Source organism: Flavobacterium haoranii, from assembly GCF_009363055.1.
Classification (GTDB): domain Bacteria; phylum Bacteroidota; class Bacteroidia; order Flavobacteriales; family Flavobacteriaceae; genus Flavobacterium; species Flavobacterium haoranii.
In genome coordinates, this window is the sequence record NZ_CP045292.1 from 1,237,775 (window position 1) to 1,261,793 (window position 24,019).

The 24,019-nt window shown below is 30.6% G+C and carries 21 protein-coding genes; 8 read left to right on the top strand and 13 right to left on the bottom strand.

The window, feature by feature from the left end; genetic code table 11:
• Window positions 1-77 precede the first annotated feature (77 nt).
• From folE to lgt, 4 genes are all read left to right on the top strand, one after another.
• Complete coding sequence (gene folE / locus GCU34_RS06000) at window positions 78-749, top strand: GTP cyclohydrolase I FolE (protein ID WP_072784681.1); 672 nt, start codon at window positions 78-80, stop codon at window positions 747-749.
• A 25-nt stretch (window positions 750-774) separates the two neighbouring features.
• A complete protein-coding gene (cysS, locus tag GCU34_RS06005) occupies window positions 775-2,265 on the top strand; it encodes a cysteine--tRNA ligase (RefSeq protein WP_072784683.1) in 1,491 nt (496 codons plus the stop codon).
• Between the two features lie 2 nt (window positions 2,266-2,267).
• Window positions 2,268-2,498, top strand: coding sequence for a membrane protein insertion efficiency factor YidD (yidD, locus tag GCU34_RS06010; protein WP_072784684.1), 231 nt, complete (start codon window positions 2,268-2,270; stop codon window positions 2,496-2,498).
• A 162-nt stretch (window positions 2,499-2,660) separates the two neighbouring features.
• Entirely contained in the window at window positions 2,661-3,578 is a 918-nt protein-coding gene (gene lgt / locus GCU34_RS06015) for a prolipoprotein diacylglyceryl transferase (RefSeq protein ID WP_072784686.1), read from the top strand.
• 46 nt (window positions 3,579-3,624) lie between these two features.
• Here the strand turns inward: lgt and GCU34_RS06020 are convergent, their stop codons facing one another.
• The 11 genes from GCU34_RS06020 to GCU34_RS06065 form a co-directional block, all read right to left on the bottom strand.
• Window positions 3,625-4,068: a gliding motility lipoprotein GldH family protein gene (locus GCU34_RS06020; RefSeq protein ID WP_178138357.1), complete on the bottom strand. Its 444-nt coding sequence runs from the start codon at window positions 4,066-4,068 to the stop codon at window positions 3,625-3,627.
• 163 nt (window positions 4,069-4,231) lie between these two features.
• Window positions 4,232-7,168 (bottom strand): protein translocase subunit SecDF, encoded by a 2,937-nt coding sequence (gene secDF / locus GCU34_RS06025; RefSeq protein WP_072784700.1) that lies wholly within the window; start codon window positions 7,166-7,168, stop codon window positions 4,232-4,234.
• 187 nt (window positions 7,169-7,355) lie between these two features.
• On the bottom strand, window positions 7,356-8,288 hold the full coding sequence (mdh, locus tag GCU34_RS06030; RefSeq protein WP_072784702.1) for a malate dehydrogenase: 933 nt from the start codon (window positions 8,286-8,288) through the stop codon (window positions 7,356-7,358).
• An 18-nt stretch (window positions 8,289-8,306) separates the two neighbouring features.
• Window positions 8,307-9,350 (bottom strand): DUF6588 family protein, encoded by a 1,044-nt coding sequence (locus tag GCU34_RS06035; protein WP_317040833.1) that lies wholly within the window; start codon window positions 9,348-9,350, stop codon window positions 8,307-8,309.
• Complete coding sequence (gene gyrB / locus GCU34_RS06040) at window positions 9,286-11,226, bottom strand: DNA topoisomerase (ATP-hydrolyzing) subunit B (protein ID WP_072784706.1); 1,941 nt, start codon at window positions 11,224-11,226, stop codon at window positions 9,286-9,288. Before gyrB ends, GCU34_RS06035 begins: the two co-directional genes overlap by 65 nt.
• Window positions 11,227-11,495: 269 nt before the next feature.
• Window positions 11,496-13,160, bottom strand: coding sequence for an asparagine synthase B (gene asnB / locus GCU34_RS06045; RefSeq protein ID WP_072784708.1), 1,665 nt, complete (start codon window positions 13,158-13,160; stop codon window positions 11,496-11,498).
• 394 nt (window positions 13,161-13,554) lie between these two features.
• The gene (locus GCU34_RS13885) at window positions 13,555-13,845 is read right to left on the bottom strand and encodes a hypothetical protein (RefSeq protein WP_227658748.1); all 291 of its coding nucleotides are present in this window, start codon (window positions 13,843-13,845) and stop codon (window positions 13,555-13,557) included.
• A 29-nt stretch (window positions 13,846-13,874) separates the two neighbouring features.
• Window positions 13,875-14,024, bottom strand: coding sequence for a hypothetical protein (locus tag GCU34_RS13890; RefSeq protein WP_227658749.1), 150 nt, complete (start codon window positions 14,022-14,024; stop codon window positions 13,875-13,877).
• Between the two features lie 3 nt (window positions 14,025-14,027).
• Window positions 14,028-14,891, bottom strand: coding sequence for a hypothetical protein (locus GCU34_RS06055; protein WP_072784710.1), 864 nt, complete (start codon window positions 14,889-14,891; stop codon window positions 14,028-14,030).
• Between the two features lie 80 nt (window positions 14,892-14,971).
• Window positions 14,972-16,729 (bottom strand): porin family protein, encoded by a 1,758-nt coding sequence (locus GCU34_RS06060; protein WP_072784722.1) that lies wholly within the window; start codon window positions 16,727-16,729, stop codon window positions 14,972-14,974.
• Between the two features lie 76 nt (window positions 16,730-16,805).
• Entirely contained in the window at window positions 16,806-19,820 is a 3,015-nt protein-coding gene (locus GCU34_RS06065) for a tetratricopeptide repeat protein (RefSeq protein ID WP_072784724.1), read from the bottom strand.
• Window positions 19,821-20,013: 193 nt separating this feature from the next.
• Here GCU34_RS06065 and GCU34_RS06070 point away from each other — a divergent pair, with 193 nt between their 5' ends.
• From GCU34_RS06070 to GCU34_RS06085, 4 genes are read left to right on the top strand one after another with little or no spacing between them, the layout of a single operon-like run.
• The gene (locus GCU34_RS06070; RefSeq protein WP_072784726.1) at window positions 20,014-20,697 is read left to right on the top strand and encodes a cell division ATP-binding protein FtsE; all 684 of its coding nucleotides are present in this window, start codon (window positions 20,014-20,016) and stop codon (window positions 20,695-20,697) included.
• A gap of 2 nt (window positions 20,698-20,699) precedes the next feature.
• Window positions 20,700-20,951 carry a glycosyltransferase family 2 protein gene (locus GCU34_RS06075; protein ID WP_152378383.1) on the top strand — a complete coding sequence of 84 codons (252 nt, stop codon included), beginning with the start codon at window positions 20,700-20,702 and terminating at the stop codon, window positions 20,949-20,951.
• Window positions 20,948-21,577, top strand: coding sequence for a hypothetical protein (locus tag GCU34_RS06080; protein WP_152378384.1), 630 nt, complete (start codon window positions 20,948-20,950; stop codon window positions 21,575-21,577). The genes GCU34_RS06075 and GCU34_RS06080 overlap by 4 nt, the downstream gene beginning before the upstream one ends.
• Window positions 21,578-22,510 (top strand): glycosyltransferase family 2 protein, encoded by a 933-nt coding sequence (locus GCU34_RS06085; protein ID WP_072784730.1) that lies wholly within the window; start codon window positions 21,578-21,580, stop codon window positions 22,508-22,510.
• Here GCU34_RS06085 and GCU34_RS06090 read toward each other — a convergent pair.
• Window positions 22,504-22,902, bottom strand: coding sequence for a sugar 3,4-ketoisomerase (locus GCU34_RS06090; protein ID WP_072784731.1), 399 nt, complete (start codon window positions 22,900-22,902; stop codon window positions 22,504-22,506). The genes GCU34_RS06085 and GCU34_RS06090 overlap by 7 nt on opposite strands.
• Window positions 22,903-22,911: 9 nt before the next feature.
• A complete protein-coding gene (locus GCU34_RS06095) occupies window positions 22,912-24,003 on the bottom strand; it encodes a glycosyltransferase (protein WP_072784743.1) in 1,092 nt (363 codons plus the stop codon).
• Window positions 24,004-24,019 lie beyond the last annotated feature (16 nt).

Sequence of the window (24,019 nt, forward strand, 5' to 3'; positions counted from 1 at the left end):
AATTTATTATTAATGATTTATTGGTTAATTGATTATCTTTGCACTTCGAAAAAATTGCCTTATTTAATACTTAAATAATGAACCATAACGAAGAATTAAACGAAGAATTAGGTCATAATCATATTGCAACAAGCGCAGAAACACCGCTTAGAAAAGATGCATTTGATAAAACTGATGAAGAAAAAATAGAATCAATTAAAAAAGATGTTGAAAACATTCTAATTACTTTAGGAATGGATTTAACAGACGATAGTTTAAAAGGAACACCAAATCGTGTTGCTAAAATGTTTGTAAAAGATATATTTGGAGGATTAAACCCAACCAAAAAGCCTAGTTCTTCTACTTTTGAAAATAAATACAAATATGGCGAAATGCTTGTAGAGAAAAACATTGTAGTTTATTCTACTTGTGAACACCACTTACTTCCTATTGTTGGTAGAGCTCATGTAGCTTATATTTCTAATGGAACTGTTGTTGGGCTTTCTAAAATGAATAGAATTGTTGATTATTATGCTAAAAGACCTCAGGTTCAAGAGCGTTTAACTATTCAAATTGTTCAAGAATTACAAAAAGTTTTAGGCACTGATGATGTAGCTTGTGTTATTGATGCAAAACACCTTTGTGTAAATTCAAGAGGAATTCGCGATATTGAAAGTAGTACTGTTACTGCAGAATTTGGCGGAAAATTCAAAGAAGACAAAGTAAGAAGAGAATTCTTAGATTACATTAAATTAGAAACTAAATTTTAATATCAATTTTGTAAATAAACCCGAAATGGCTTTATATAAATCACAAAACTTAGAAGTATACAATACATTAACCGGCAAAAAAGAAGCATTTCAACCATTGCATGAAGGGCAAATAGGAATGTATGTTTGTGGCCCTACAGTTTATAGTAATGTACATTTGGGTAATGTGAGGACTTTTATGAGCTTCGATGTTATTTACAGATATTTACTTCATTTAGATTACAAAGTAAGATATGTAAGAAATATTACTGACGCTGGACATTTAACAGACGATGGAAATGTTGAAAATGATCGTTTTGTAAAACAATCTAAATTAGAAAAGCTAGAACCAATGGAAATTGTACAGAAATACACTGTCGATTTTCACAAAGTTTTAGATGCTTTTAATTTTTTACCGCCAACGATTGAACCTACTGCAACTGGACATATTATTGAACAAATCGAATTAACTCAAAAATTGATTGAATTAGGTTTTGCCTATGAAAGTCAAGGTTCAGTTTATTTCGATGTTCAAGCTTACAATGCAAAAGGTTTAAATTATGGTGAGTTAAGCAATAGAAATATTGAAGATTTATTTGCTAATACTAGAGATCTTGATGGACAAAACGAAAAGAAAAATCCTCAAGATTTTGCACTTTGGAAAAATGCTTCACCAGCACATATTATGCGCTGGAACTCTCCTTGGGGAGCTGGTTTTCCTGGTTGGCATTTAGAATGTACTGCAATGAGTACTAAATATTTAGGCGAAACTTTTGATATTCACGGAGGCGGAATGGATTTAAAATTCCCTCATCACGAATGTGAAGTTGCACAAGGAAAAGCTTGTAACGGAGTTAATCCAGTAAAATATTGGATGCATACAAACATGCTTACCATGAACGGATTACGCATGAGTAAATCTACTGGTAACTATATTTTACCAATGGAATTAGTAAATGGAAATAATACTTTCTTCGAAAAACCATTTCATCCTAATGTAGTTCGTTTTTGCTTTTTACAAGCACATTACAGAAGCGTTTTAGATATTTCTAACGACGCTATGGTTGCAAGTGAAAAAGGATTCATCAGAATTAGCGAAGCTTATAAAACATTACAAAACCTTACATCTTCTTCAAATTCAAGTATCGATATCAATTCTTGGAAACAAAGCTGTTACGATGCTATGAATGATGATTTCAATACGCCTATTTTAATAGCACAATTATTTGAAGGTGTTCGTTTTATCAATTTAGTAAAAGAAGGTAAGGAAACCCTAAATCAAAACGATTTAGAAACGCTACAAAACACTTTTAATGCTTTTGTTATTGAAGTATTGGGACTAAATATCGATGAAAATGCAACTAACTCAAATTCTGGAAACAAATTAAGCGGAGTTGTAGAAATGCTTATCGAAATGAGAAACGATGCTAGAGCTAATAAAAACTGGGCTTTATCAGATGAAATTCGCGATCGTTTATTAGGACTAGGTATTCAACTTAAAGATGGCAAAGAAGGTACTACCTTTAGTGTTAATTAAGCATGAAATGGATAACCAAAATATTAGCATATCCTTTTATTTTCTTGGTTAGATTCTATCAAGTAGCTATTTCACCTTACACACCAGCAGCATGTCGTTATCAACCCACTTGCTCTCATTATACTGTAGAAGCATTAAAAAAGCATGGATTTTTTAAAGGCGGTTGGTTAGCAATTAAAAGAATTGCAAGTTGCCATCCTTGGGGCGGCAGTGGTTACGATCCAGTACCATAAAATTAAGGGCATTACCACGCACAGCGCGGTCAGGCTTTTCGCACTCGCTTCACAAAATTGTGAGAGCTCAAACAATGCTACAATCCTTAATGCAAAAAGTTGGTTATTTTTTAACATCAATATAAATTATTATAAGTATTTTTAGGCACAAATTAAAAATATATGCACGTATTAAATATCGTTTGGAATCCTTCAGAGGGGATAGATTTAGGCTTTTTCATGGTTCGTTATTACAGCTTAATGTTTGTAATTGCATTCGGACTAGGCTGGTATGTTATGAAAGCAATATATCAACGTGAAGGAGAATCATTAGAAAAATTAGACAACCTTTTTGTTTATACTGTTTTAGCGACTTTAATTGGCGCTAGACTAGGACACGTTTTCTTTTACGATTGGGCTTATTTTAAAAATCATTTAGCAGAAATACTTTTGCCTATAAAAGAAACGCCAAACGGCTGGGAATTTACAGGTTTTGCAGGTTTAGCAAGTCATGGCGCAGCAATTGCTATTATTTTAGTCATGTATTTTTACAGTAAAAAAGTAGTTCAAAAACCAATTCTTTGGATTTTAGATAGAATTGTACTTCCAGTTTCTTTAGGTGCTATTTTTGTTCGTTTAGGTAACTTTTTCAATTCTGAAATTGTAGGCCATAAAACTACATCACCTTTCGGAATTAAGTTCATTCGCGACTTCTATTCTCCACGTGAAGCAGTAGAACAAACCGGAATTCAAAACGTTAATGACGCTTATAATGATATCGCTTCAAACCCTCAATTTACGCAATTATTAGAGAATGTTTCACCTAAACATCCTGCTCAATTATATGAAGCAATTGGTTATGTTTTTGTGTTTCTTATTCTTTACTTTTTATATTGGAAAACCGATGCTCGAAATAAATTAGGTTACATTTTCGGAGTTTTCTTAGTTTTACTATGGACTGTTCGTTTTCTAGTAGAATTTGTTAAAGAAAGTCAAGGTGGTTTTGAAAGTGCATTGGGTTTATTTTCAACCGGACAATGGCTAAGTATTCCTTTTATAATTGCTGGTTTTTATTTCATATTTAGAGCCAAAAAAGCATAAAAATCATTTAAAATATAAAAAAAAATAAATCGGGCAAAAGCCCGATTTATTTTTTTATCCTTACTCCTATTCCTAAAACATTAGGCAAATATTCTCTATCAAATTTGTTTTCTATCTGCAAACTATACAAACCTTTATCTAAATTGTAATCTTGTTTTAAAACAGCATATAAATCACAAATATCTCCCACACATTCTCCTAAATCCTTTCCATTTTCTTTGACCTTCACATCTATTGTTTCTTGAAACAAAATTTGCTCATCTTTAAACAAAGTAACTTGCAAAGGAATTACATCAAACTGATACTCATAAATGTGACCTAAATGCAAATCTATATCATAATTAGCTGTTTCTTCAATTGAAAATGTAAGTCGTTTTAAATCATTTTTAGACCATCTATTTTCTTTAAAATCTTTTTGAAATATATCAACTGTATTACTGGAATTACAACTTACCAAACCTAAGAATAAAACAATTATAAACTTTTTCATCTGTACAAAATATTTTAATGAAATTTCTAATTTAAACATCTTCGATTGATTTGCAAATTATATCAATATGCATTTTATATCAACTATTTATAAAAATATCAAGATACAAAAAAAAGTCCTGAATAAATTCAGGACTTTTTTAATTTATATAAAACTATAATTATTAGTCTTCTTTTTTGAATTCAGCCATTTTCTTAGCCTCTTTATCACTCATAGTGTCATTCATAATTGGTGTTGCCACAAATAATGATGAATAAGTACCTACTAAAATACCCACTAAGATAGCGAATACGAAACCTCTAATAGTTTCTCCACCTAAAGCAAAAATTGCAACTAATACCACTAATGTTGTAGCTGAAGTATTAATAGTTCTACTTAATGTAGAGTTTAACGCTTTATTTACTAAACCTTTGAAATCTGGTGAAGAGTTGTAATCTAAATACTCTCTTACACGGTCAAACACAATTACTGTATCATTTAACGAGTAACCAATTACTGTTAAGATTGCCGCAATGAATGCTTGGTCAATTTCCATGTTGAATGGTAAAATTGTATAGAAGAATGAGAAAATACCTAATACAATGATAACGTCATGAGCAACAGCAACTACAGCACCAAGACCAAACTGCCATTTACGGAACGAAATCATTAAGTAAACAAAAACAATAAACAACGAACCTAAAACTGCCCAAATAGAGTTTGTTTTAATGTCTTTAGAAATAGTTCCAGAAACTTTAGAAGCTTGCATAATTCCATACTTTTTACCTTCATAAGAAGTCACGAAATCTTTGTATTCTAAATTAGCTGGTAAATATTTCTTTAAACTTTCGTATAATTTTTCATTTACTTCTTTATCTACTCCTTCTCCTTCTTCGTCAACTTTGTATTTAGTTGTAATTTTCAACTGATTATCGTTACCAAAAACTTTTGCTTCAGCACTTCCAAAAGTAGCTACTAAATCATTTGTAACCTCAGAAGCTACAACTGGTTTTTCGAAACGAACTTGGAATGTTCTACCTCCAACAAAGTCAACACCTTGATTTAAACCTTTAGTAAAGATTGAGAATAAACTTAATGCTACTAAAATACCTGAAACAGTATAAGCAATTTTACGTTTTCCTAAGAAATCGAAGTTTAAGTTTTTAAACCAATTTTTAGTAATAGAAGTTGAGAATACTATATTTTCATTTCTAGTTAAACTCCAATCTAATAATAATCTTGTGATAAATACAGCAGTAAATACTGAAGTAATTACACCAATAATTAATGTTGTAGCGAAACCTTTAATTGGTCCTGTACCAAAAACGAATAAGATAACTGCTGTTAATAAAGTTGTAACGTTAGCATCAACAATTGATGACATTGCACCTTTCCAAGTATATGCATAATTTACAGCTTCATTTACCGGCATACCAGAATCTAATTCTTCTTTTGCTCTTTCGTAAATAATTACGTTAGCATCTACCGCCATACCAATTGTTAATACGATACCTGCGATACCTGGTAATGTTAATACAGCTCCGAAAGAAGCTAAAATTCCGAAAATGAATAAGATATTTACTAATAACGCTAAGTTTGCATAGAAACCTGCTTTACCATAGTAAACTACCATCCATAAAAGTACTAAAGCAAAACCTAAGATAAATGACACTAAACCATTATCAATAGCTTCTTGTCCTAATGAAGGACCAACAACATCTGACTGAACAATTTCTGCAGCTGCAGGTAATTTACCAGCTCTTAAAATGTTTGCTAAGTCTTTTGTTTCGTTGATTGTAAAACTTCCTGAAATTTCTGATTGACCACCAGAAATAGCTCCTCTACTTACACCCGGAGCAGAATATACAATATTATCTAAAACAATTGCAATAGCATTACCTTGTTGAGAAACTTTACCCGTTAACTCTTCCCAAGCTTTTGCACCAGCACCATTCATTTGCATTGAAACAGCTGGTTTACCCATTTGGTCATAAGTGTCTCTTGCTTCAACAATAACACCACCACTTAACGGCGCTTTATTTTCTCTATTTCCTTTGATAGCATATAATTCAACTACATCTCCAGATTTTTCGTTCTCTTTACCCCAATTGAATCTTACGAACGCTAATTCATTTGGTAATAAAGCTTGAATATCACTTCTATTTAAGAAAGAGTTGATTTTAGCTGTATCTTTAGTTTGAGCATATCCTATAACTGAAAAACCTTGTTGTTGTGTAGGTTGTAAAATATCGAATAAAGGATTTTTTTGAACTTTAGTTGTATCTGCTTTATCTGTTAATAAAGAATCGATACCGGAAGCAGATGCTTCTTTAACTTCAGCAACTTCTGTAGTAACTTCAGTTTTCTTTAAAGTTTCATTTGCTTGAATTAAGAAAGGAAATACTTCATCATTCTTGTAAGTTTCCCAAAACTCTAATTGAGCAGTAGATTGTAATAATTTTTTAATACGGTCTACGTCTTTAGCTCCAGGTAATTCTACTAAAATTCTACCTGAACTTCCTAATAATTGAATATTAGGTTGTGTAACACCAAACTTGTCAATACGCTCACGTAATACTTTGAATGCAGACTCTACAGACTCTTGAACTTTTCTTTTAATAATTGGTTCAACTTGAGCATTTGTCATACCCATGTTGATTTCAGTTTCTAAATTTCTGTTACCAAAAATTTCTACTCCTGATAATTTTACATTTGCTTTATTCGCTTCGTTAAAGAAAGCATCGATATAATCTTGATTTCCTTGTTGATTAGCTTTAGCATCTGCAAGCGCTTTGTTAAAAGCAGGGTCTTTAGATCCGTTGGCCAAACCTTTTAAAATGTCTTTAACAGAGATTTGTAACATTACGTTAATACCTCCCTCTAAGTCAAGACCTTTATTGATTTGATTATTTCTAACAAAATCATAAGTATATCCAAATAATGGATAAACTGGTTGTTTAGAAATTGAATCTAAATACGCAACCTCTTTTTTGAAGTCTCCTTTTGCAAAAGCTTTTGCGTCTTTCTCAACTCCATTTGCAACGAATGTAAACGATAACTGGTAAAAACATACCAATGCAAATATTATTGCGAAAAATTTAATTAGTCCTCTATTCTGCATTACTTCTAAAAATTAATTATTCTATATATTTTTTTAAAAAACGGACAAATATATAATTTACAATAGGATTAACCAATTTTATTTTAAATTAAAATTGGTTTTTTTTAAACATTTGTATATTGAAAAGTGCCCATAAAAAAACTGCCAAAGAAACTTTGACAGTTTTTCATATCTAAATTTTATTTTATTAAAGTACCGATTTCAAATCAGCATTCATATTACGAACCGCATCTGCACTTTTTGCAAATAATGCTTTTTCAGCATCATTTAACTGAACATCAACAATTTGCTCAATTCCATTTTTACCAATAATACATGGAACACCTATACAAATATCGTTTTGACCATATTCTCCTTCTAAATAAACAGAACAAGGAATCATACGTTTTTGATCATTTAAAATAGAATCTACTAAATATGCAACAGAGGCACCAGGAGCATACCAAGCAGAAGTTCCTAATAATCCAGTTAAAGTAGCACCACCTACCATTGTAGAAGCAGCAACTTTTTCTAATTCTTCTTGAGATAAGAAATTAGATACAGGTGAACCGTTATAAGAAGCTAATCTTGTTAAAGGAATCATTGTTGTATCTCCGTGACCACCAATTACCATTCCTTGAATATCGTTAGATGGTTTTTGTAATGCTTGAGATAAATAGTATTTAAAACGAGAACTATCTAATGCTCCACCCATACCAATAACTCTGTTTTTTGGTAAACCTGTAGCTTTTAAAGTTAAGTAAGTCATTGTATCCATTGGATTCGAAACAACAACAATAATAGCATTAGGTGAATGAGCTAATACATTATCAGCAACTGATTTTACAATTCCTGCGTTAATACCAATTAACTCTTCACGAGTCATACCTGGTTTTCTTGGAATTCCTGAAGTAATTACAACTACATCACTTCCTGCAGTTTTAGAATAATCATTTGTACTTCCCGAAACTCTTGTATTAAATCCTGTTGTAGTAGCACATTGCATGATATCCATAGCTTTACCTTCAGCAAAACCTTCTTTAATGTCTAACAATACTACTTCACTTGCAATTCCTCTGTACGAAATAACGTCTGCACATGTTGCACCTACATTACCCGCACCAACTATAGTTACTTTCATTATGTAAAATTTAAATTATTAATTAATTGTGTAATTTATTCCAATATTAAGGTTTACAAATTTACCAAATGTAAACGATGTTTTAGCAAAAAACTTACTAAAATGATATACACCAGTCAACTCGCCCATGTAGTTCCATTTTGTATCTTCTAATTGCGGCAGAAGCTGATTTATAGCTGATTCAAAAACCGATGCTTCAGAAGAATTACCTGAAACTCTATAATTAAAATTACTTACGTTTGCTATAAAACTTCCTATAATTTCAAACGCTTGTATATCTTTTGAAACTGCTAATTGAAAATGATAAGTATCTACCTTACTTGTAAATTGATTTAATCCTAAATTTCCGAAATCTGTGTCTACATCTAAAAATTCAAAACTAATTTCTTCATTAGAATACATAGTCATGAAAGATAGATTTATTTTTTTTGATTCTAACGCTGAAAAATACTGACTAAAATTATGTTTTAGACCAAATCCATAAACTTGATAATCACCTCTTTTTAGTTTTGTTCGAGTAGAATATCTTCCTACCACTTCAAAACCATAAGGCAACCCTAAACTCGCTTGCAAATAAGGATAAACCACAGTTTCTTGATTTATTCCTTCTGGTGTTTTAAAACGTATTTCTTGCCCATCTAAATCTCCTACTAAATACACTTGGTTATCATTACCTAATGCAGTTGGAACAGTTGCTTCATTTGCGCCTTCTATTTCAAAAAATTGAAAATCACTATTAGAAATAGCAAACTTTCTATCTCTATTTGGAACAAAGAAAACGTTTGCGTGAACACCTAAATCAAATTGCCATTTTTCTTTCTTTTTAGCAGAATTCATCCAAGAAGAAGACGCTTGATAAACAGCAGCATCAGTAGCAGGAACAATATATTTATCGGAATAGAAAAGGGCATCTGATAACAGATACCCAATTTGTTCGTCTAATGTTTGAGCTTTAGACACAAAGCCTGATAATATTATAAGTATGAAAATCGACCTCTTAAGCATCAATCTTAGCGTAAGCAGCATTTTTCTCAATAAACTCTCTACGAGGTGGCACTTCATCTCCCATTAACATAGAGAAAACTCTATCAGCTTCAGATAAACTATCAATAGTAACCTGACGAAGCGTTCTAAATTCAGGATTTAATGTAGTTTCCCATAACTGCTCAGCGTTCATCTCTCCAAGACCTTTATATCGTTGAACGTTTGCTCCTCCACCGTATTCAGTAGAAATTTGATCGCGTTGCTCATCATTCCAAGCATACGCTTTCTTGTTTCCTTTTTTAACTAAATATAAAGGTGGTTGCGCAATATAAACGTGTCCTCCTTCAATAAGTTCTTTCATGTAACGGAAGAAGAACGTTAAAATTAATGTAGAAATGTGAGAACCATCGACATCGGCATCACACATGATCACTACTTTATGATAACGTAATTTTGATAAATTCAACGCTTTACTATCTTCTTCTGTACCTACTGTAACCCCTAAAGCTGTAAAAATATTTCGAATTTCTTCGTTTTCAAATACTTTATGTTGCATCGCTTTTTCCACGTTCAAAATCTTACCTCGTAAAGGTAAAATAGCTTGGAAAAATCTATCACGTCCTTGTTTTGCAGTTCCACCCGCCGAGTCACCCTCAACAAGGAAAATTTCGCATTTTTCTGGATCTTGTTCCGAACAATCTGATAATTTACCTGGCAATCCTCCGCCACCCATCACGGTTTTACGTTGCACCATTTCGCGTGCCTTTTTAGCAGCGTGACGTGCTTGAGCAGCTAAAATTACTTTTTGAACGATAGTTTTAGCATCATTTGGATTTTCTTCCAAATAATTCTCTAACATTTCCGCAACGGCTTGCGAAACTGGAGAAACTACTTCTCTATTTCCAAGTTTTGTTTTGGTTTGACCTTCGAATTGAGGTTCTGCAACTTTTACAGAAATAATTGCTGTTAAACCTTCACGGAAGTCATCTCCAGAAATTTCGAATTTTAATTTATCTAACAACCCAGAAGCATCGGCATATTTTTTCAACGTTCGCGTTAATCCCATACGGAAACCTTGTAAATGCGTTCCTCCTTCGTGAGTATTGATATTATTTACGTAAGAAAATATATTTTCTGAATAACTATCGTTATAAATTAAAGCTACTTCAACTGGAATTTCGCCTTTATCGTTTTCCATTGAAATTACGTGACCGATAATTGGCACACGGTTTCCATCTAAAAACTTAACGAATTCTTTTAAACCTTCTTGTGAATGGAAAGTTTCTCCTAAGAAATTACCGTCTTTATCAGTTTCTCTTTTATCAACTAAAGTAATTGTAATCCCTTTATTTAAGAAAGAAAGCTCACGTAAACGAGCCGCTAATGTATCGTAAGAATAAACTAAAGTTTGTGTGAAAATTGTACCATCTGGTTTAAAAGTAACCGTAGTTCCTCTTTTATCAGTAGTTCCAATTTGTTTTACCGGATATAAAGCTTTACCTCTTTCATACTCTTGTTCCCAAATTTTTCCTTCTCTGAAAACAGTAGCTTGTAAATGATCAGAAAGTGCATTAACACACGAAACCCCAACACCGTGAAGTCCACCAGAAACTTTATAAGAATCTTTATCGAATTTACCTCCAGCTCCAATTTTCGTCATAACAACTTCAAGAGCAGAAACACCTTCTTTTTTATGAATATCTACCGGAATACCACGACCGTTATCTTCAACAGTAATAGAATTATCTTCGTTTATGGTAACTTTAATCGTATCACAATGTCCAGCTAAAGCTTCATCGATAGAGTTATCAACCACCTCATATACTAAATGGTGTAAACCTCTAACACCAGTATCACCGATATACATGGAAGGACGCATACGTACGTGCTCCATTCCTTCAAGCGCCTGAATACTGTCGGCCGAATAGCCATTCTTCTTTACTTCTTCACTCATATTTTAAATGCTTATACTATCAATTTTATTAACAAACAAATATAACCAATTAGATAGAGAAAAGTCAAAAATTAAGCGCAAAAAGACTTAAAGTTATCAACATTTGTTAATTTCTTGAAACTGTCTTAAATCAATTGAAAATAGCTTTAAATTGAATTTTGATTGTTTTTTTACTTCTCGCCAAAATGTATTTTTACAAAAGTGTCTTAAAATTCGTTATTTAAAGCCGTTTTTTTTAGTAATTTTCGTTCTTAAAATAAAAAGAGGCTTTAATAAGCCTCTACATGAACTTTTGCTACTGCTCTTCCAGATGGATCATTTAAGTTTTTAAACGCTTCATCCCATTCAAGAGCCACTTTTGTACTACAAGCTACACTTGCTTCTTGCGGAACGCTTAAAGCCGCTGCATCGCTTGGAAAATGCTCTGTAAAAATTGAGCGATAATAATATTCTTCTTTTGATGTAGGAGTTTGAATTGGGAATCTAAATTTTGCATTTGCCAATTGTTCGTCTGATACTTCTTTAGCAACAATTTCTTTCAAAGTATCAATCCAACTGTAACCAACTCCATCACTAAATTGCTCTTTTTGGCGCCAAGCTACGCTTTCAGGCAACATTTCTTCAAAAGCTTTACGCAAAACCCATTTTTCCATTCTTTCACCATTTATCATCTTGTCTTGTGGATTAATACGCATGGCTACATCCATAAATTCTTTATCTAAGAAAGGTACTCGTCCTTCAATTCCCCAAGCGGCTAAACTTTTATTAGCACGAAGACAATCATACATGTGTAATTTACTTAATTTACGCACAGTTTCTTCGTGAAATTCTCTAGCATTTGGTGCTTTATGGAAATATAAATAGCCACCAAACAACTCATCTGAACCTTCTCCAGAAAGTACCATTTTAATTCCCATTGATTTAATTACACGCGCCATTAAATACATAGGCGTTGAAGCACGAATTGTAGTTACATCATAGGTTTCAATGTTATAAATTACATCGCGAATGGCATCTAAACCTTCCTGAATTGTAAATTTTATTTCGTGGTGAATGGTTCCGATATGATCGGCTACTTTTTTTGCTGCAGCTAAGTCTGGAGAACCTTCTAGACCTACTGCAAATGAATGTAATTGTGGATACCAAGCATCTTGTTGGTCACCCGATTCAATTCTTTTTTGAGCAAACTTTTTAGCAACTGCAGAAGTAATTGATGAGTCTAAACCTCCAGAAAGTAAAACTCCATAAGGAACATCACTCATTAATTGTCTTTTAACGGCTGCCTCTAAAGCATCTTTTAAAACTTGAATGTTTGTTTCATTGTCTTTTACCGCATCAAATTCTGTCCACTCGCGGTTGTACCATTTTACTAATTCTCCGTCTTTACTTGACATGTAATGTCCTGGAGGAAATAATTCAATTTTTGTACAATATCCTTCTAATGCTTTTAGTTCTGAAGCAACATAAAAAGTTCCAAATTGATCCCAACCAATGTATAACGGAATAATTCCCATGTGGTCGCGAGCAATGAAATATTCATCTTTTTCTACATCATAAATAGCAAATCCAAAAATTCCGTTTAATTCGTCAACAAAACTTGTCCCTTTTGCTTGGTATAATGCTAGAATTACTTCGCAATCGCTTTCTGTTTGAAATTCGAATTTTCCTTCAAACTGTTTGCGTAAATTTCTATGGTTATATATTTCTCCGTTTGCTGCTAGAACTAAACTTTTATCTTTTGTAAATAAAGGTTGTTTCCCAGAAGCTGGATCTACAATAGCAAGACGTTCATGCGCTAATATTGCCTTTTCATTACTAAAAACTCCACTCCAATCTGGACCGCGATGACGAATTTTCTTTGCCATTTCTAAAACCTGAGGTCTTAAAGTTTCTGTTTTTTGCTTTACATCAAATGCACATACAATTCCACACATATTTTTTAATTTAGAATTATGAATTTAGAATTCAAAATATTTTACTTTTTATTATGAAGCAAAGTTGAAGATTTTAGTTTAAAGTTTAAACTATAATTTTATTTTTAATTACAATTTAAAACATAATATTTTAATTTTATTTTAAAATGAAATGTAAATTAAGTTTTTTGATGTAAAAAAGTTAGAGATTGTAATATTAACTTTTCTTTACTCGCATAAAGAAAAGTTACAAAAGAAATGCGTTTTTCACTTTTATAGGTATTTCTGCAAGCAGAACCAACTTTTAAAAACTAAAAACACTACAAGGATTCGTGTTTTATTAACGTTTTTAAAAGTTTATACTGATAAAAGCTTTGCAAAGCTTCGCTTTGCTAGGTTTTTAGAACTAATAAATTTATTGAATGATGTAATTAATTCCGTTGAAGGAAAAGGAATCGTTTGTAGTTTTACCTTTCATCGCAACACCAAGTGGTGATTGCAGTGATAATGCAATAATTTCTTGATTATCGATACTTATTTTCGGTAATGCGGATGAAATATAAAATGTAAATTTATTGGTAATTACTATACTTCCTAAAGTGACAATTGAATTTTGCTTTGAACTATCAATAGATTCTAATAAGGTTAGTTGGTCTAAATTTTCTTTTAGTTTTTGGTTGAGTTTTTCTTGTTCGAGATGCATCATAGACAAAGCAGTTTGCTTCGCCAGTTCGCCTAAAGGCTCGGGTCGTGCTTATCGCCTGCTGAACCTTTTGCATCGTTTTGTGCATCTTCGGCCAAATCGTTAATTTGAATACGAAGCGTTTTGATTTTTTCTTCAAGTAAATGAATATAATGGGAATGGATTTTGGGTTTGGAAATCATTTATTAATGCATAGTATTTTTATCTCTAATTTCAGCACCTACTCTATTAAATTCTAACCTTAATTCAGGTGATAATTGTCCCCAAGTAACTGCTCCATCAGATAACTTCTTAAATAAATAATAATAATCTTCTTCAGAAAGTGGCAATTTTATTTTCAAAAAATTATTTTTATCAATTTTTGTATTTTTTTTCTTTTCCTTTTCTCTTTTAATTAACACATTTAATAATATCCTTTGACCTCGTGTAAAATTTTCATTTTTGAAAGTTGTTTCATCTTGTATTTCATCATTATTATTACTAAAAACCTTTTCTATATTTTTAAATGATGATTCGTTTTTGTAATCATTTATAATATCAAGCTCTCGCTTCTCTTTTTCATAAATTTTAATGCTTAAATAATATAAATAAAAAGTGAAAACTAAACCTAAAATTCCAAACATAAAATTTGAAAAAAGCCAATTGAAAAAACTTACTCTTTCATTGAAATCAAAATCATATTCAACCTTACTAATATTCGGTTTGTCTTTTACATATTCTATCTTAATAAAATCATCTTTAGAGAATTTTTTATTTACATAAGTACTATCTTCTATATTGAAACCATCAAAGGTTTTAAATTGATAAACAATATGATATATATCCAATTCATGATAACTAATTTTCCCACTATAATTATCAGTTTCTGTTTCAAATTTTTCATATTTGGAACTTATAACTTTCCCATTAGTAGACAATTTATCTTTAGTTAAAAAATGAAACTCTTCTGAAGCTTTCTTTCCTTTTTCACTTATATTCCACAACAACAATAAAATTCCTAATATTGGATAAATTGTTGATTTATTAAAAATATATTTTTTTAAAAACATAAAATGAAAAATTACACTTTAATTAAATTGTAAACTTGATGAGATTTCTCACTTTGTTCGAAATGACAAAAAATTAAAAATTAAAAATCAAACTTGTAATTAGCTCCGCCTAAAACTTGTACACCTTGAACTGGGAAATTTGCCCAACGGTTGTATTGTTGGTTTGCTAAATTATTTCCTCTTAAGAAAAATGACAATCTTTCGCTAAAATTGTAACCAACGTGCGCATTTAAATCGAAATAACTATCTAAAGTAATAGTCTTTTGTTCAAATGCTGATAAAGGAAATTGCATAATTTGAATTGTAACTATATCTTTACGTTCGCCTACAAAGAAAATATTTGTTCCTGCATGCCATTTGTCGGTAATATCGAAATCTAAATTAGCTCCAATTTTTAATTGTGGTAAATTCCATGCTTCAGCTTGTAAATCTGTTGAATAATTATTGTAAGTTCCGTTTAAAGCTAAACTTATACTTTTAGAAAAATCGGCTTTAATTTCTCCAAAAATACTCATCGTTTTTACATTATCGTAAACTACATCAAATGAATTTCCGTATGCGTAACCTTCAGTGTTATTAGTTACTGAATTGTGTTGATAAGGATTACTCACAAAAAGCGCTTTATTATCGTCGTTGTTATAAGAGCCTTTTACATTAAAAGAAACCGAACTTGCTAATTTACCTTTTAAACCAACATAAATATCATATTTATTATCTGTTGGCGCTATGTATAATGTTGGTGAGATAAAAGGATTTTGATCAACAAAATCGGCATACGAATTTTGATTTAATCCACCTTCTGCTCCAGCATAACCTATTAATACATCTTCAACAATTTTATATGATGCTTTTACATTTGGATACACAAAAATTTTACTATCAGTTTCGCCATTAAACTTTCCTGTTGTATAGAAAACTCCCGCTCCAATTAAAACCGATAAATCGTCTTGTTGATACAAGAAATTTGGTTTTGTTCCAAAAATTACATTACTATATTTTAATTCGCTATCTACTGCATACATTCTATCAAAAGAACCTCCAACATAGTCTACAACAAAATCAGCATTTACTTTACTATCCATTACTTCAAAATCAAAATTTGGTTTAATCCAAAAACGATTTTCTCCTGAACCAAAATCGTCAGAAAAACGTTTAAATTGCATCGTTAATTCGCTAAAAAAACTGTCTTTTAAACCCACTTTTCCACCTAGAGCAATTGTATTGTAAATTTGTTTCTCTTCAATACTTTCAATTGTTGGCGCATCGAAGACTATATTATCATAAGGCAAACCATACCAATTATTCATTTGGCGCTTTACACCTAAATCTACATTCCAATTTAAATCGCGATTACGTGAACCATAGGTTACATCTAAACCTGTTGTTGCATAATTATCGTCTAACTTTGCATCTTTGATACCACCTTGAGACGATAAATGACGTAACATTGCCCCTAAATAACTGTCGCGCCCAAAATTATGTGTTACATACAATTCGCCATTAACTGTACCATAATTTCCTACACCTAAAGTAGCATAATTACTAAAAATGCGTTCTTTTTTCTCTTTATCTACAGCTGCAGCTTGTCCTTTAGCAGGAGTAAATGTTGACGCTACCGGAAACGAAAAAATATTGTATTTAATTTCTTCTTTTTGAGTATTATCTTCATCATCGATAACAGGAGATTCCTTTACTTTAAAAGCATCAGAAATTGTTGGCGTATAAGGCTTTACTACATTTACAACTTCAGAACCAATGTTTTCATCTTCTTGACCAAATGAAAATTGAGACGCTAATGCTGTAATAACTATTGGGAAATATATCTTTAAATTCTTCATGTTCTTTTTAAATTACGAATTTTAAATTTTAGTAATTTGGTTTAATATAGACACTTCGACAAGCTCAGTGTGACAATTAATTTGTAATTGATGAATTAGTTTTTGCTTCTTCGGCTTTAATTTTCTCTAATTCGGCTTTTGCTTCTTCTACAACATCCGGATAATCAGTAAAGTTTTTAATAACACTTTCTAAAATGTAAGTTGCTTGGAAACTATCTTTTAGTCCGTAGAAGTTTTTAGCCATAACCACTAACCCTTTTGCTCCGTAGTATTTATAACCCGAATAATCTTTGGCTATTTTTTGAACTATTTTATTAGAATCTTCAAATTTTCCATCTTTATTTTTGAAATACGCATCGTAAAATAAAGCTTCAGCTGCTAATTCTCCTTTGGCAATTTTTAATAAATCGGCATAAGCTTGACGCGCTTTTGGTTCGTTACCCGTTTTCATTGCCGAACGCGCTACGATAATTTGAGCATCACTCTTAATTCTATCGTCTACTTTATTATTTGCCAAAACTTTATCAGCATAAACTACCGCATTTGCATAATCTTCTTTTTCGTAATATGCTTTCATTAAATTAGATTGCGCATAAGTTATGTTTTGAGGAAACTCAGCTTCTGTTTCTAATCGTTTTAAAACTGGAATTGCACTTTGATAATCTTTCGCTTTTAAATGTACTTGACATAAACGAGCCAAAGCTTGTTCTGTAAACTCATTACGAGCTTGATTTATAACAAAATCATAATGTTTAACTGAATTACTTTCTAAACCATCGGCAAAATATAATTGAGCTAAATAGAAATTTGCTTTTAAAGCATGTAACCCATTTGGAAATTTAGCTACATAACTACTAAATCCAGAAATTGCTTGCTTTGTATTATTCATTAAATATTGTTTCTCTGCAGATTCGTAAGTTGTATTATCTAAATCGGCATTTGAAACCTCAACATAACTTAATGTTTTAACCCATTCTGTATATTCATCGATACGACCATTATCAACATAAATTAAACGCGCTGTCGCAACCGCTTGTAATGCTTCTGGTGAATTAGGGAAATCGGCAGCCACTTTTTTGAATTTCACTAAAGCAGGCTCGCTTTTGTTATTGTTGTAATAAATTAAACCTTGTTTTAAAATTGATTTCGATTTATATGAACTACTTGAATAATTAGCAATTAACTTATCGTAAGTAGCAATTGCTTTAGATTCGTTATTTTCATTAGTGTACGTATTTCCTAATTCATATAAAGCATCATCAGCATATTGAGAATTTGGATATTTTTTAGCAAATGCTTCTAAATCTTCAATTTTTCTATCGTTTTTACCTACAAATCCGTAGCTAATTCCTTTTTGGAACGCCGCATAATCACTATGCGCTCCGTTCATGTCGATTGCTTTGTTATAAGCATCCATTGCTGGCCAATATTTAGCCGAAATAAAATTACAATCTCCTAAACGTAAATAAGCATCCGTTTTACGAACATTATCATTTTTAACGGTTGCTAAAAAGTCGGTAAAATGTTTAATTGCATTATCATATTCTTTCAATTTGAAATAAGAATATGCTAAATTGTAATTCACATTTGCAAATTCAGGAGTTGAAGCCGCTTCATTATAACCCATAAATTGTTTAAAACTCAACATAGCTTCGTTGTATTGTTCTAAATTGTATTCGGTTTCAGCTTTCCAAAATGTAGCACGAGCCGTGAATTTTTGATCTTTATTTTCTGAAATTGATTTTTTAAATAAATTGTAAGCTCCTTGATAATCGCCATCAGTATATAACTCTAAACCTCTATAAAAAGCTACTTTTTGGTAGGCCAAGCGATTTTCGGCAGTTTTATTTTTTTCTAATAAAGCTAAAGCTTCTGTGTAGTTTTTTGACGTGATATAAGAACTAATTAATAAATTATTGATTTCTTGTTTATAAGCTGTATTTGGATATTTCGCTAAATAAGCATTTAACACTTCAGGAACCGATTGGTATGGATTTCCTAATTCGTAACTCAACTTTGCATAATTTAAAAACGCATCTTCTTGAATTTTTAAATCGAACTCCATTTCTGAAGCAGTTTTAAATGCGTTTAACGCTTCTTGTTTACGATCTGTTTTTAAATAACATTCTGCTAAATGATAATAAGCATTTTGAGCCACGCTATCTTGTCCGTTAATAATTTTATTAAACTGACTTATAGCATTTTCATAATCTCCATTTTTATAATACGTATAACCTAATTGGTAAAAATCAGTGTTATTCCATTTTCCTTTTTTTCCTCTATAATCAAGTAAATAAGGTAACGCTTTATCGTACTGTTTTAAATTAAAATAACTTTCTCCAATAATTTTAGACAATTCACTTTTTTCAACTGCATTAGACTTTGGCAATTGTGCCAAACCTAAATCGATAGCTTTTTGAAAATTTCCAAGCTTAAAGTTCATATCAGCTTGAAAATAGCCCATTTTTTCTTTGTACTTATCTTGGTCAGAAACTTGATCAAAATATTGGTTAGCACTATTATAATCATCCGTCTCGTAAGACATATAACCTAAATAATATTTTGCCTGACTTCCGTAAGTTTGAGAGTTAACAACTTTATTTAAATATTTTTTTGATTCTTTTGTATTCTTAATGGTAAAATAAGCATATCCTTTTTGGAAATTATAGCGTTCTAAATCGGCTTGTGACATAGAAGAAGTACTTGCTTTATCGAACCATTCAATAGATTTAGGATAATTTCCTTGATCGAAATAATAATGCGCAACTTCAATATAAGCTTGGTTTTGTTTTGGACTTGTAGGATAGTCTTCTACAAATTGTTCTACCATAGCATCGGCTCCAAATTGATTTAAACGGATAGCACAATTTGCAATATAATAAGCACAATCTGCTTTTACTTCATTATTATTTGTTGAAGCTTTTACCTTATCGAAAATAATTTGTGCTGATTGATATTGCTTGTCTTTATAAAGCGCTTCGGCTTTTTCAAACTCTTTTAAATCGTGTGTGTATATTGAGGTTTGTTGTGCATAAACAACTACCGGACTAGCTGAAAGTAAAAACAAGGATAATTTGAATGCTTTTATCATGTTAAGTTCTTTTTTTAGTGTCTTCAAAGATAAGGTTTACTTCTTCTAATAACGAAGATACTTAACATAATATTGTAATATTTTTAAACAAGTTTATTAACCTTACAATTCACTTTTTATTTAATAATACTTGGAAAAATAAATTTTGTGAAGGAAAATTTAGTTATTACTTTTACAACATATTCCATTTATTATGTCATCAACAATTTTATCGTTAAAAGCTGTAAATATTTATCAAGAAAAGAATCCTGTTTTAACCAATGTTAATTTAGAAGTTAACAGAGGAGAGTTTATTTACTTAATAGGAAAAACGGGAGCTGGTAAAAGTAGCTTTTTGAAAACGTTGTATGCTGATTTACCTTTAACCGAAGGTGAAGGAACCATTGTTGATTATGATTTAGGGTCTTTAAAAGAAAAAGACATTCCATATTTAAGAAGAAAATTAGGTGTTGTTTTTCAAGATTTTAAATTACTCCCTGATAGAAATGTGAAAGAGAATTTACTTTTTGTTTTAAAAGCAACTGGTTGGACAGCTAAAGAAGAAATGAATGTAAAAATTGATGAAGTTTTGGATAAAGTTGGGATGAAAAACTACCAAACCAAAATGCCGCATCAACTTTCTGGTGGAGAACAACAACGTATTGCTATTGCACGTGCACTTTTAAACGACCCAGAATTAATCTTAGCCGATGAACCTACAGGAAATTTGGACCCACAAACAAGTGTTGAAATTATGGAAGTTTTACGCAAAATTAATGCAAATGGTAAAACAATCGTGATGGCAACTCATGATTATGCTTTGTTATTAAAATATCCTTCAAAAACTTTAAAGTTTGACGAAGGAAAAGTTTTTGAAGTAGTTCAAAGAACAGTTTAAACATGTTATCTATTTTAATTCCTACTTACAATTACAATACTTTACCTCTTGTTAAGGAATTAAAGCAACAATTAGACATCAGTAATGTCGTTTATGAAATACTTGTTCAAGACGATGCAGGTTCACTTTTTTTAAATGAGAATTCAGAAATTAATAATTTGGGAAATTGTTCATTTAATAGAAATATAGAAAATTTAGGTAGAAGTAGAAACAGGAATTTATTAATTAAAAAATCTAAATATAATTTTTATTGATTTTAGATTGTGATGTTATTCCAAAAAAATCAGATTTTATTACAAAATACATAAATGAAATTTCAGAAAATTTAGAGTTTGTTTATGGTGGAATTTCTTATAATGAAAATATAAAACCAAATAATGATGCTGTCTTAAGATGGAAATATGGGATAAAAAGAGAAGCAATTACTCTTGAAAAAAGACTTCAGGAACCATTTAGACATTTACTAACATCAAACATTTTAATAAATAAAGAGAAATTAAGAAATCCTTTATTTAATGAAAGTATTACTATGTATGGTTATGAAGATTTAGAATTAGCTATTTGGTTAAAAAGACATAACAAAAGTGTAAAACATATTGATAATTATGTTTACCATATAAATCTTGAAACTTCAGAGAAATTTATTTTAAAAACTGAAGAAGCTCTTCAAAACTTAAAACAACTTGAAAATAATAGAATTTTACCAAAAGGTTCAACACAAATAAGTTCAACTTACAACAAAAGCATCTTTTTAAAACCTATATTTAAGAAACTTTCATATTTTCTTTTAAAGAAAATTAAATCTAATTTGACTTCTAAAAATCCAAATTTATTGCTTTTTGACTTATATAAACTTTTATATTTTTTTAAAATTTCTTAAATGCCGAAAATTTCCATTGTCATACCGCTTTACAATAAAGGTTCTATCGTAAGAAAAACACTTGAATCTGTCATTAATCAAACTTTTTCAGATTTTGAGATCATCATTGCTAATGACGGATCAACTGACGATTCGGTTGCTATTGTTGAGAGTTTTAAAGATAAAAGGATTCTTTTGTTTCACCAAGAAAACAAAGGTGCAGCAGCGGCTCGAAATTTTGGAATTGAAAAAGCAAGTGGCGAGTTAATAGCTTTTTTAGATGCTGATGACATTTGGAAAAACAATCATTTGGAAGAAATATTTCAACTTTACAATGATTTTCCTTGTTGTGGCATGTATTGCAGTCGGTACGCCATGAAAATTTCCAACAACAAAATAATTCCTATTGATTATTTACCGGAACTCAAAAATGATTTTAGAGGTGTTATCCCCGATTATTTTAGAGCGAGTTTGCATTATAGAGTTGGACTAACTTCTGCGGTTAGCATTCCTAAATCTATTCTAGAAAAGTATAATTTTAACACTGAAGTTTCAAGTGGACAAGACACAGAGCTTTTTACAAAAATCGCAATTCATTTTCCTGTTGCAATTACCGATAAGGTTACGATGCAATATGATTTTTCAACCAATAATCATTTGTCTAAAACTCCAATTACCAAAAAGAAACTTTTTGACTTTAGTCAGTTTGCTAAATTTGAAAGCAAAAATCCAAGTTTAAAATCCTTTTTAGATTTATACAGAATAGAATATGCTTTAAATTTTAGAGTTTTAGGTGCGATTAAAAAATCGAATGCGTATTTAAAAGATGTAACAACAGAAATTCCGTTTAAAACTCGATTACTATTAAAACTTCCACCTTTTATTTTACGTAGTTTATTAAAATTAAAACATTGGTTACGAAGTAAAGGAATAGATTTTACTGTTTATCATTGATTTTTCCAAGAGCGAAATTCGTCAAAATCTCTAATATAATCTTCTTCTTCAAAAACTTCAGAAGCAACAACTAAACAGACAGCTCCTGAAGAAAAATTTTTCAATTCACGCCAAGTTTCGTTTTCTATTAAAAGTCCTTGAAAAGGTTTGCTTAGCGTAATTGTTTCTGTTTTAGCTCCAGTGTGCAAAACAACATCAAAACTACCTGAAAGTGCCACTAAAAATTGTTGGAGTTTTTTATGCGCATGACCGCCACGTTCAGCTCCAGCAGGAACATCATACAAATAATAAACGCGCTTTATATCAAACGGAACTAAATCTTTTTCAATTACAGATAAGTTTCCTCTACGCTCTTCTATTTTTGGTATATCTATTAATTTTCCTATTTCCATTTTGATATTTTAATTTATCAAATTTACCCAATTTTCTCTGATATTTTCAAATGAAAATTTTTGGATACTTTCAAACGTATTAGATTTACACTTTTGGTATAACTTTTCATCTTCAATAAATCTATTCATTTCTTGAGTTAGAGCTTCAAAGTTTTGATTTTCTAATAACAACCCATTTTCTTCATGGTTGACAATCTCCTTTGTTCCAGATAATAAATCAAAACTCACAACTGGAGTTTTACATGCCAATGATTCTAATAGAACATTAGGAAAACCTTCATACAAACTACAAAGAACTAAAAATTTTGCTTTTTTTATATAATTAAACGGATTGCTTTGGTAATTCATAAAAACAACTTTCTCTTGTGCCTTATTTTCTTTTACTATTTGTATTAAATTTGCTTCTTCTTCTCCATTTCCTAATAATACTAATTTTATATTCTTTTTAGATAAATTTGATTTTAAATACGAATGAATTAGTTTATCAAACTGCTTTATTTTTCTAAAAGTTCCTACTGCAATAATATAATCAAAATTGAGTTCTAAAGGTTCATTGTTTAATTGCTCAATTTTTTCAAAATCTATTCCATTGTTAATAGTTATTGCGTTTTTAAAGCTATATTCATGCTTTATCATTTGAGTAATATAACTAGAAACTCCAACAATTTTATAGGCGTTTTTATATAAGAATCGTGCTATCTTTCTATTCTTTGTGAAATACGTTTCTAAGTTTGAACTTGCTACTCTATAAATTACTTTTGAGTTTCTATAAATCCATCTTGTAAAAACAAATTCAGCAAATACATTTAATCTATATCTGAAATCAATTATGTAATCGAACTCATTTAATTCAATATGTTTTTTAAGTAAATAATATTTTTTTACTTTTTTACTCCAAAATGATTTTCCTAAAGTTCCTAAATTTAGTAAGCTTCCGTTATAGTCATATTCTATGTTGTCTTCTAAAACAACTAAGTGAACTTCATAATTCTCCTTTGAGTTAAGCATTATTGATATATTAGCCATAGAACGTTCAAGTCCTCCACCGGCTAAATGATAACCCACTAATAGAATTTTATTTTTCGGCTTTTGGTCGCTCACAAATGTTTACTTATTT

Bases quoted from the DNA above. Each gene is read 5' to 3' on its own strand.
- GCU34_RS06090 (WP_072784731.1), bottom strand. From the start codon at position 22,902: ATGGAAATAGGAAAATTAATAGATATACCAAAAATAGAAGAGCGTAGA.
- GCU34_RS06070 (WP_072784726.1), top strand. From the start codon at position 20,014: ATGTCATCAACAATTTTATCGTTAAAAGCTGTAAATATTTATCAAGAA.
- GCU34_RS06020 (WP_178138357.1), bottom strand. From the start codon at position 4,068: ATGAAAAAGTTTATAATTGTTTTATTCTTAGGTTTGGTAAGTTGTAAT.
- folE (WP_072784681.1), top strand. From the start codon at position 78: ATGAACCATAACGAAGAATTAAACGAAGAATTAGGTCATAATCATATT.
- GCU34_RS06035 (WP_317040833.1), bottom strand. From the start codon at position 9,350: ATGAAGTGCCACCTCGTAGAGAGTTTATTGAGAAAAATGCTGCTTACG.
- lgt (WP_072784686.1), top strand. From the start codon at position 2,661: ATGCACGTATTAAATATCGTTTGGAATCCTTCAGAGGGGATAGATTTA.
- GCU34_RS06060 (WP_072784722.1), bottom strand. From the start codon at position 16,729: ATGAAGAATTTAAAGATATATTTCCCAATAGTTATTACAGCATTAGCG.
- yidD (WP_072784684.1), top strand. From the start codon at position 2,268: ATGAAATGGATAACCAAAATATTAGCATATCCTTTTATTTTCTTGGTT.
- GCU34_RS06065 (WP_072784724.1), bottom strand. From the start codon at position 19,820: ATGATAAAAGCATTCAAATTATCCTTGTTTTTACTTTCAGCTAGTCCG.
- gyrB (WP_072784706.1), bottom strand. From the start codon at position 11,226: ATGAGTGAAGAAGTAAAGAAGAATGGCTATTCGGCCGACAGTATTCAG.
- GCU34_RS06055 (WP_072784710.1), bottom strand. From the start codon at position 14,891: ATGTTTTTAAAAAAATATATTTTTAATAAATCAACAATTTATCCAATA.
- asnB (WP_072784708.1), bottom strand. From the start codon at position 13,160: ATGTGTGGAATTGTATGTGCATTTGATGTAAAGCAAAAAACAGAAACT.
- GCU34_RS13885 (WP_227658748.1), bottom strand. From the start codon at position 13,845: ATGATGCATCTCGAACAAGAAAAACTCAACCAAAAACTAAAAGAAAAT.
- cysS (WP_072784683.1), top strand. From the start codon at position 775: ATGGCTTTATATAAATCACAAAACTTAGAAGTATACAATACATTAACC.
- GCU34_RS06075 (WP_152378383.1), top strand. From the start codon at position 20,700: ATGTTATCTATTTTAATTCCTACTTACAATTACAATACTTTACCTCTT.
- GCU34_RS06085 (WP_072784730.1), top strand. From the start codon at position 21,578: ATGCCGAAAATTTCCATTGTCATACCGCTTTACAATAAAGGTTCTATC.
- secDF (WP_072784700.1), bottom strand. From the start codon at position 7,168: ATGCAGAATAGAGGACTAATTAAATTTTTCGCAATAATATTTGCATTG.
- GCU34_RS13890 (WP_227658749.1), bottom strand. From the start codon at position 14,024: ATGATTTCCAAACCCAAAATCCATTCCCATTATATTCATTTACTTGAA.
- mdh (WP_072784702.1), bottom strand. From the start codon at position 8,288: ATGAAAGTAACTATAGTTGGTGCGGGTAATGTAGGTGCAACATGTGCA.